This window comes from Levilactobacillus koreensis JCM 16448 (genome assembly GCF_001435525.1).
GTDB classification, from domain to species: domain Bacteria; phylum Bacillota; class Bacilli; order Lactobacillales; family Lactobacillaceae; genus Levilactobacillus; species Levilactobacillus koreensis.
Genome location: NZ_AZDP01000047.1, coordinates 1 through 9876, shown reverse-complemented (window position 1 = coordinate 9876; position 9876 = coordinate 1). Strand labels below are relative to the sequence as shown.

General features: G+C 51.9%; 6 protein-coding genes. 3 read left to right on the top strand and 3 right to left on the bottom strand.

Annotated features, from left to right (window positions below; translation table 11 throughout):
* Positions 1 to 8: 8 nt before the first annotated feature.
* Complete coding sequence (locus tag FC99_RS03735; protein WP_048733869.1) at positions 9 to 848, bottom strand: Ig-like domain-containing protein; 840 nt, start codon at positions 846 to 848, stop codon at positions 9 to 11.
* A gap of 287 nt (positions 849 to 1135) precedes the next feature.
* Here FC99_RS03735 and FC99_RS03730 point away from each other — a divergent pair, with 287 nt between their 5' ends.
* The gene (locus tag FC99_RS03730; RefSeq protein ID WP_162258574.1) at positions 1136 to 2863 is read left to right on the top strand and encodes an ABC transporter ATP-binding protein; all 1728 of its coding nucleotides are present in this window, start codon (positions 1136 to 1138) and stop codon (positions 2861 to 2863) included.
* 392 nt (positions 2864 to 3255) lie between these two features.
* Here the strand turns inward: FC99_RS03730 and FC99_RS03725 are convergent, their stop codons facing one another.
* Positions 3256 to 4092, bottom strand: coding sequence for an AAC(3) family N-acetyltransferase (locus tag FC99_RS03725; protein ID WP_048733866.1), 837 nt, complete (start codon positions 4090 to 4092; stop codon positions 3256 to 3258).
* A gap of 231 nt (positions 4093 to 4323) precedes the next feature.
* Between FC99_RS03725 and FC99_RS14345 the strand changes: the two genes are divergently transcribed.
* Positions 4324 to 6438, top strand: coding sequence for a MucBP domain-containing protein (locus tag FC99_RS14345; RefSeq protein WP_048733863.1), 2115 nt, complete (start codon positions 4324 to 4326; stop codon positions 6436 to 6438).
* An 831-nt stretch (positions 6439 to 7269) separates the two neighbouring features.
* Entirely contained in the window at positions 7270 to 8757 is a 1488-nt protein-coding gene (zwf, locus tag FC99_RS03715; protein WP_048733862.1) for a glucose-6-phosphate dehydrogenase, read from the top strand.
* 122 nt (positions 8758 to 8879) lie between these two features.
* Here the strand turns inward: zwf and FC99_RS03710 are convergent.
* Positions 8880 to 9876, bottom strand: a 997-nt coding sequence (locus tag FC99_RS03710; RefSeq protein WP_191982036.1) for a MucBP domain-containing protein, incomplete at its 5' end; no start/stop codon positions are given.

The following is a 9876-nucleotide window of genomic DNA, read 5'->3' as shown; positions in this document are numbered from 1 at the left end:
TTTTATGCTTAAGCCTTAGTGAAAGTCCACTTAGCAGCTGGCGCAACGCCGGCCTTAGTTGAGATCACTTGGTTCTTGCTGTTAACGAGCTTGAACTTCTTGGCGGAAGTAAAGCGCATGTAGAAGGTTTCGGCCTTCTTGGCACCCTTAGGCGTGTACGTAATCTTCCAGAAAGTAGGGGTCTTAGCGTCTACGCTGTACTTTGCGTAAGAAACTAAAGTCTTAACCTTCTTGCCGTTCTTGTAAAGGGTTTGGTTAAAACCAGTCTTTTGACTGAAGACAAACTTCTGGGAGTACTTGTTGGCCGTGTTAGAAGCCCAAGTCCCAGTTGGCGTCTTAACGGAGAAGTTAGCAGCCGTGCTCTTCTTAGTAGCAGTCTTGGTTGCAGTCGTCTTCTTGGTCGTAGACTTCTTGACCGTCGTCTTCTTAGCTGCGGTCTTCTTCGTGGTCGTTGCGGCCTTCGTTGAAGCAGCTTGAACACGGATGATCCGGTAGAAGTAAGCCTTAGTCTTCGCGTTCGTTGCGTACACGTAGACGTTAGCGTTCTTCTTTAGCTTGTTGGACAACTTGATTGTGTATTTCCCAGTCGTCTTAGAAGCCGTGCCACTTGCCAAGTTCTTCTTAGCATTCTTCGTGGCCTTGACCGTGATCTTAGACCCCTTCGTTGCCTTCCCTGAAATCGTCGTGGACGTCGTGTAAATGGCGTTAACGTTCAGGCTTGGACTAACGTAAGTTGACTTCGTTGCCGCGTGAGCCGTTGTTGCGGAGGTAACTGCAGTAGCTGGGACCGTTGCGCCAACAGTGGCTAACGTGACTAACCCAGTCAAAGCAACCATAAATTTCTTCATTATATTCTGACCCCTTAGTCTACCGGCAGTTACCCACCGGCATATTTTTTAAACCGACTTGTAGTATAACAGATTTTTTACAGAATCGTTACACAATCGAACAAGAGTTTAGGCTTTTTTTAACACCCTTAAACTAGTCTTAACCTTCAATTGGTAATCGGGTCAATTGGTTCTGCGGATAAGTTAATGTGATAGTTTTAATATTCAACGGACAAACATTAAAGCTTAATGGCAGTTTTTTTATAAAGTGCTACAATTATTAGAAACACAGAAGGAGCACGATGCTGATGACCCAGGCAAAGCGACGCAATAACGTCATGACTTTATTTGGCCAAATAAAATTCCCTAAACTCTTATTTTTTGGTGGTATTTTACTAACGATCGGTGGTGTGGCTTTCTCACTGATCTTACCTTTGGAGGTCCGGACGTTTGTCGACAGTTTTAAGACGCATTTTTCGATGCGTGGCGTTCTTTTGATCGTCGCCATGTTGATTGGCTCCACCGTCTTTAACATGGGTGGCGGCTACGTCTTAGGCATAGCTGGTCAACGTATCGTCAGTCAACTTCGAAGCAACGTTTCGGCCCACATCATTACGCTCCCAGTTCCATTCTTTGATGGCCATCGCTCAGCCGAAGTCGCTAGCCATGTCAGTAGCGACACCGAAAAAATTAACGACTTAATCAGTAGCAACGTTAGCACGTTAGTTTCCGGCCTGCTTCTGACGATTGGGTCAATGGTGATTCTATTTACCATTAGCCCGCTTTTAACGATAATTATTATTGGTGCCTTAGGCCTGATGGGCCTGGTGATCGCACCTATCTCTAAGACCCAATCTGGCCTGTACCATCAGACGCAAGATCAGCTGGGTAAATACAATGCCGACTTACAGCAAAGCATCGCCGAGATTCGCCTCATCAAGACCTCTGATGCTGAACCGGCAATGATTAAAATTCTGAAAAAACGGATTCACCAACTGTATCGAACTAATCTCCGTATTACGTTACTCAACGCCCTGATTGACCCTATCGAATTCACGATTCTCATGGGAACGATTTTCTTCGTCTTTATCGTCGGCGGGGCGATGGTCTCGCGGGGCACAATCACGATTGGGACCCTGACCTCATTTCTCATCTACGTTTTCCAGGTTCTTACGCCAATTGCTAGCGTTGGAGCCACGCTGACCGAATTCAGAGCCGCTAACGGTGCCGCCCAAACGCTGACTGAACTGTTCGACCAACCCGGTGAAGCGACGACCACGCTCAGTGACGACGTACCGACCACCTCTTCGGCCATCACCTTTGACCACGTGAACTTTAGCTACCAGACCGGCGACGGCCCGACCATCAACGACCTGTCCCTAACGATTGCGCCGCAGAAGACGACCGCGTTCGTTGGCCCCAGTGGTGGCGGGAAGTCCACGATTCTTAGTCTGATCGAGCGCTTCTACCATTTGGACAGCGGGACCATCACCTACGCCGGCCGCAACGTGCAGGACATCCCCTTGCCGCAGTGGCGCGCATCCATCTCCTACGTCTCGCAGGAAACGTCGATGCTGTTCGGCACGATTCGCGACAACCTGGTCTTCGGGTTAACGGCTAAGCCAGACGACGACACGATCAAACGGGCACTACAATCCGCGGCGGCACTGGATTTCGTTAACGATTTGCCAGCCGGATTGGACACGGAACTCGCCGAACAGGCCCAAAACCTCTCTGGCGGGCAGATTCAGCGGTTGATGATTGCCCGCGCCTTCCTTCGCCCAGCGCCGATCATCATCCTCGATGAAGCCACGGCCAGCCTGGACAGCGCATCGGAACAGTCGATTGAAGACGCCATCGAACGTCTCCAGCAGACCAAGACCATCATCATCGTTGCCCACCGCCTCGCCACGGTCAAGAACGCCAACACCATCTTCTTCATCGAAAAAGGCGCCGTCACCGGTTCCGGCACGCACCAGAGCCTGATTGCGACGCACCCGTTGTACCGGCAGTATGTGGAGGAACAGTTGGTTTAGAAATAGTGTCAGCTGGTCGCACTCCGGCTGACAGGGATCCCGCCTGCTGCGGGGACGCTTCAGACTGGAAAATCACCAGTCTTCTCGCTCGCTTTGAAGCCACGAAAATCACGTGTCTCCAAAGTCGCCCGTGCTGTAAGCTGGCTGATGAAGCGCCAGCTAACACCACCTCCACGGCTGGCTGCATCCCTGTCCTCCTCCGGCTCAGACTGATTCTTTCCGCAAAAATGCTTGCAGACCGTGCTCTATCAATCTCATCACAAGTATATTTAAACTACAAAGGACTCAGAACGCATGATACTTCGCGTTCTGAGTCCTTTTGTCACTGTTGCAATTTCCACATCATATACGGCCGACCTATCTAAAAACGATACGGCCAACTTCAAGCTAACCTATTTCCCAACAAACGTCCCCGTTTCCGCATCCTTTTGCCGGTAATAATCCAACGCAAAGTCCACGATGGCGCGAAGTGAGAAGGTCCGCAGCAGCGTGCCATTGGCCAACGTCAGATCGTGCACGGCGCTTCTGTTAGCCGCCACGAACTTGGCTCCCATCTCGTTGAAGTCGTCATAGGGCTCCAGCTCAACGGCCGCATAGTCGACCCACTTCGTCTGGCCATCGACCAACACCGGCGCCGACTCTTGGAAACGTGGCCGGTCCAGCTGCGACTCCGCCAAGTGAATGGCCGTGCAGGTCTCAAAATCCGTGCCCAGACACACGACCTTGGCGTCCAAGTCGTAAAGTTTCTGGAGCGGGCTATTCACGCCAAATGGCAGGTCGTAAGTCGTCGTCTCACAAATGGTCTCGGCGTCCTTCCCCCATGCTGTTAGCGAGCAGGTCGGGTGGCCGCTACGATGAACGCCCGGCTGATTGCGGAAATACTCCGGCGTCAGTCCAATGTAGTGAATTGGCGTGGTCCGGGGATCATACCCCGGTAGCCCGGCAATCACCTTGGATTGGAGTGATTTTTCAACCGGCGGGTAAAGCCATTCCTTCGGGTCCGAATAGTCCGCCGACTGGGCCGGCATGGCGATGTTGCCTTGGTTCAAAACGCTTTGGAGTGTACTAACTACCGTCTGTTCCCCACCCGGAATGAAGCCAAACGCGCTTAATCTTGTATGGACCAAACACGAATCCGTGGGGACCAAACCCAGTTGGCGTAAATCAGCCGCCAGTTCATCGCCAGTCGTCACGGTCGTAATCGTTTTTGCTTTCCAATCTGTCGTCATCTATTTTCCTCTTTTCGTTCTCTTTCTCATTTTATCATTATTTTCTCATTTATCCAGACCTATCGTAAGCACTGGCCTATCTCATTTTCCAGTGACTGCCGGTGCAGCCAATCACCAAAACGTCATGGACCCCATTTTTTGCGGGACATAAACTCAGCTTTAAGTTAGTTTAGAGGATATAATGTCTATATAGAGAGAAATCTGACCTACCAACCAAAGGAGGCGTTCATGATGTCCCACAACCTGACCCGGGCACCCCTAGTCCTAGCACTCATCGCGGGGGGACTGCTCGCTAGCGGTGAAGTCACCGCCCAAGCCAACGACACACCAACTCCAGCAGAAACCACCCAGAATCAAAAAGGTGTGGCACTCGCTGACCAGTCCAGTGTGACGCTGACACCGGCTGCTCAACCTACTGAAGACGCAACGGCTAACGAACCAGCTAACTCAACTACCGACGAGACGACCCCACCGACAACGACCACTGACGAAACCGGGTTACCAGCTGTGGACTCAGTGATGCCAGAGTCAACGACCGATTCTATGAAAACGGTAACAGACGACGAAACGACCGAACCAACCGCCACGAAGCCTGACACAACACCGACTAAGGTCACGGATAATCAAGAAACGACCGAGAAACCCGCGGTCAACCCCGCCGCACCTAAAGACGGCACGACCACCACAGTTCGGTCCACAACAACTGCGCCCACGGGCTTAGCGAAGACCGCCGCCGAGGTCACGCCCCAGAGCGACCCCGCCGATGACGAGTTGGTTATGATTGCCGACGCCACTCTGGAACAGGCCGTGCGCGAGGGTTTCTCCTTAAAGGGCGACACCCCATTGACCTACGGCGTTATTCGCCGCTACGGGACCAACGGCTTTGACGGCCAGGTGCCGCTAAGTATCAAGGTCGTCAACGGCAAGACCATCACCAGTTTTGAAGGCCTGGACGCGCTGAAATATCTACCGCAGAATAAGCTGATCACCTTCTACGTGACGATTGCGGACGACAAACAGGTTGCGGCCAATTTAGACTTTTCGCCATTAGTTAACTTGCGTTTCAAGCAGTTCGAAGTCTCATCCAACTACTTCGGGGCCATGTCCGACACGGCTCTCCAGACGCTCATGCAGATCGACCCGACCATCATTGACTCGGTCAGCCTGTCGGGTAGCCTCTACATGAAGAACAAGAACGGCATGACGAACCGCCAGTTAGCTTTACTGGGACCGTGGCTGACCACCGTTGCTAATAACGGCCACGGCGCGTACGGCTTTAACCACCTCACGCTGACCAACAACTGTCTGACGGATTTCACGCCCCTCAGCGGCATTACGACCAAGGACGCCTGGATCACGGCCATCGGGCAATACTACGACAACACTGATCCCATTAACATCGTCATTGGTCAGCCCGCTATTTTCAGCGCGACCGAATCCATCGGTTTCTTAGGCGAGCCGCTGATCTTCAACGCGCCCTACTCCTTTAACGCTAATGATGAAGGCACCTACGCGCCCATCACTAATCTCGGCGATGGCAAATTACAGATCGACACACCATTCATTTACGACAATGACCCCGCCAACAACTGGATCACTTACGGCCCATACGGCTTCATTTTCGCTGGTGGACCAGCCGAGAAATACGTCAACGTGATCTACCCGAACAACATTGAACTCCAATACGACGTCCGGATCTACCGGCAGGTCAACTGGCTGGAACATCCCCAATTGACCGTGAAGCTCATGACGACCGACGGCCAAGAATTGGCGACCGTGGACCGCGATGGCAAATTGATTGGCGATGCCTTTGACGTGACCGACCTGACCACGCGCGACGGCTACACCTTCGTGGCCGACAAGAGTGACGACCTGACTGGGACTTATCAGCAGGACCCACAGACACTCACGTTAGTCTTTAAGAAAACACCGCCAACGGTGACCCCACCTGGCGGCCCAGACCCCGAAACACCGGAAACGCCAGATCCGGGTAACCCAGAAGTACCAGGAACACCTGACCCCGGCAATCCCGATCCCGGCAACCCTGGGACACCAGGAGAACCTGGCGACCCCGGTGATGTCGTGATTCACGGCGGTGACGGTGACTTGGTCACGCCAGATAAACCGGGCAACGGCAACAACGTTCAGACTGGCGGCGCGGGTGCCGGTTCGACCGCAACCGTGATGCCAACGACGACCGGTTCTCTGAACCATGACCAAGCTCAGCAACAACAAGCTACCCTGCCACAGACCGATGAGAATTCCCAGAGTTTTCTCGCAGCATTGGGCGCTGCTTGTCTGGCCCTGTTGAGTGGCTTGGGTCTGGCGTTGTTTAAGCGGCGGTAGAGAATGGCTTCCTGAATAAAGCCAACGTTTGGTGACTAGTCGTTACTTTTTCTACTACTGATGATTGAGTTACTCATTTCAATTTAAAAAGCCCCACTGAGAGAGATAATCGGTGGGGCTTTTGGTCATGGCAAATTGTCCGTTTGGGGACTAACAGAAAGTACGAGCAGAATTGGTTTCTTAGTTATGGCCAAGCTCCATCAGAGCCGGAGGCGGCCAGGGATGTAGCCAGCCGTGTCGACGATGTAAGCCGGGGTACTTTCCCGGCTTACATCGTGGGACGTCCTCGGAGACACGTGTTCTTCGTGGCTTTGAGGCGAGCTGGAAGCCCGAACCTCAGGCTGGAGGCGTTCCCCATGGCAGGCGGAATCCCTGGCAGTCGGAGTGCGACCATTCCAAATCAGTCCTCCATTTCTTAAAACCCTAAACAAATTTGCCTAGACCGATTCCTCTAACGTTACTTTCGAGCCGATTTTTGGTAGACTGTCCGTGATAGCGATTTCAGTTTTGGGCACTAAGAAAGGCGTTTCCATGACCATCACACGAAAATATAAATGCTTTCATGAAAACACGTTTTGACTGAAAACGTTGGTTTCACAGTATTGCAACCGGTTGTCCTAAATTTAAATTCTTGCTTTAAAAAGGTCGCGTTTCATGGAGAAGTAGCGTATAATAACTTTCGAAGTGGTCTAGACATACTTGCTAGACACTCGCGGACCCAGGATGGTTGCCCCCATCTTTGGATAACCGGATTGCATCGTTGGATTCTCATTTTTTTGTAGACACAACGCATATAACTAAGGTACTTAAACTTTAAGGAGTGACGATCTCGTGGCAACTGAACGTAAAGCTTTATTCTTGTTCTTCGGTGGTACTGGTGACTTGGCTTACCGGAAACTCTACCCAAGTCTTTTCAACCTTTATAAGAAAGGTAACTTGCGGTCCCATTTCGCAGTTATCGGGACTTCTCGTCAAGCAATGGACGACGACAAATTCCGTGAAGCCGTTCGTAAGTCTTTGGCCGACAGCGGTAACCGCGCCGACTCAAAGGAAGCAATGGACTTCTCATCTCATTTCTACTACCAAGCACACGACGTAACCAACACGGCGCACTACTCCGTCTTGAAGGAAGCCGCTGACAAGCTGGACAAGAAGTACAAGCTGGAAGGTAACCGGATCTTCTACCTATCTATGGCCCCACAATTCTTCGGCACAATCGCCCAAGACCTGAAGAGTCAAGGCTTGATGTCCACGAACAAGGACGCCTTCAACCGCTTAGTCATTGAAAAGCCATTTGGCCGTGACTACGACTCCGCTAAACAATTAAACGACGCCTTAAGCAAGTCCTTCGAAGAAGAACAAATCTTCCGGATCGACCACTACTTAGGTAAGGAAATGATCCAAAACATTGAAGCCTTACGCTTTGGGAACACGCTGGTCGAATCCCTCTGGAACAACCGGTACATCGACAACATCCAAGTGACCCTTTCCGAAAAATTAGGGGTTGAAGAACGGGCTTCCTACTACGACAATAGTGGTGCCTTACGTGACATGGTCCAAAACCATATCATGCAAATCGTTTCCCTGTTGGCGATGGAACAACCCGTTGCCTTCACGGATACTGACATCCGGGCTGAAAAGGTCAAGGCCTTACGGAGCTTACGTGTTTACAACGTGGCCGACGCCGCAACTAACTTCGTTCGTGGCCAATACGGTTCGATCAACGACCAACCCGATTACCGTCACGAAGACAACGTTCCAGAAGACTCCACGACTGAAACGTTCGTTGCCGGCAAGTTGTTATTCGACAACTACCGCTGGTCAGGCACCCCATTCTACGTGCGGACTGGGAAGATGCTGGCTGACAAGTTCACCCGAGTTGACGTCGTCTTCAAGCGTCCACTGGTTGATATCTTTGCCTTCCCACAATCTCAAAACACGCCACTGGCTGCCAACGTTTTGACCATCTTCGTTGAACCACACGCAGGGTTCTCTCTGCAATTGAACGCCAAGACCAACGACGCTGGCTTCTCAACGGAACCAATCAAGTTGGACTACTTGGTCGATGCTGAAAAGTCTAAGGAAACCCCAGAACCTTACGAACGTCTGTTACATGACGTCTTGAAGGGTGACGGGACCAACTTCTCTAGCTGGCCAGAAGTTTCCTACGCTTGGAAGTTCGTTGACCAAATCCGTCGCGTTTGGGACTTACAAGAACCACAATTCCCTAACTACACGCCACATTCAATGGGACCAGCCGCCGCTGAAGAACTTATTCAACGCGACCACCGCGAATGGATCTACCGTTTAAATAAGTAATTTAAAACTTTAGATTGTAAAAACCACCAACCCTGATTTGGGGTCGGTGGTTTTTTCGTACACTTATAATTTTTTGGGGTTACCATAGCTGGCGAGTGTTGTGGAATCCTCGAAAAACTACCTTACCGCATCTTCCGTTTGACCCCTAGCAGGCCGAGGACGCCCCAGGTGACTGAAAGACAGATAAATCCCCAGACGGATGATTGCGTTGGCTTTTCGCCCGTTTGGGGGAGCATTACGGCCGACTGCGGCTGCGAGATCGTCGACGTTGGCCGGTTTGGCGACGCAACATTTATTGTGGCCGGCGACCCAGCGGAAACAATTGGTGTCGGCGCTACACCTGGTTTGCTAGGTGGCGTGGCTAAATCGGCACTATCCCCAGCCCCTCCAGTACTCATATCGGGAGCCGGAGTAGGAATATTGCCTCCCGGAGTCTGGCCGGGATTGTCGGTCCCAGTACCAGTATCCGGCTGACTCGTACCCGGAATTTCATTGCCGTTCCCATTGTTGCCAGTGTCCGGGATACTAGGGCTTGGAGTCTGACCACCATTGTTCCCACCACCTGGGGTGCCAGGGTTCGGTGTTTCACCGCCACCGGGATTGCCTGGATTTGGCTTCTCACTGCCACCAGTATTGCCATCGCCAGGATTTCCGGGGGCTGGCGTTTCGCCACCACCGTTACTCCCATCACCTGGGTTGTCTGGTCCCGGCGTCTCGCCACTGCCCGTTTCCACTGGCTCGTAGATGTAAGTGATCTCAATATCTTTCTCACCAAATGTCCCAGTGGCATTCCCTAGAATCGTCTCCAGCTTGTAGCCTGCTGGATCGGCCGCGTGGGTGACGTACGCTGTCCCCACTTTCCCGGATTGCACAACATCAGGCGCAACCGCCTTCCCGTCTGCCGTTTGGTGATGAACCGTCACCGTCGTCTGTTTAACGGGTGGCGCCACGGGTGGTTTCACTTCATTCTTAGCATAAATGTAAGTCACCGTTACGGAATCTGTGCTATATTTACCAGACGCATTCGTCGGTTGCTCCGTCAGTGTATAGCCCGGAACGTCAGCAGGAGTGGTTTTATAATCCTCACCTACTAAGCCTCCTGGTAACACCTTATCCGCT

Excerpts from the sequence above, each read along its gene's own strand:
- FC99_RS03735 (WP_048733869.1), bottom strand. The coding sequence starts at position 848 with ATGAAGAAATTTATGGTTGCTTTGACTGGGTTAGTCACGTTAGCCACT.
- FC99_RS03730 (WP_162258574.1), top strand. The coding sequence starts at position 1,136 with ATGACCCAGGCAAAGCGACGCAATAACGTCATGACTTTATTTGGCCAA.
- FC99_RS03725 (WP_048733866.1), bottom strand. The coding sequence starts at position 4,092 with ATGACGACAGATTGGAAAGCAAAAACGATTACGACCGTGACGACTGGC.
- FC99_RS14345 (WP_048733863.1), top strand. The coding sequence starts at position 4,324 with ATGTCCCACAACCTGACCCGGGCACCCCTAGTCCTAGCACTCATCGCG.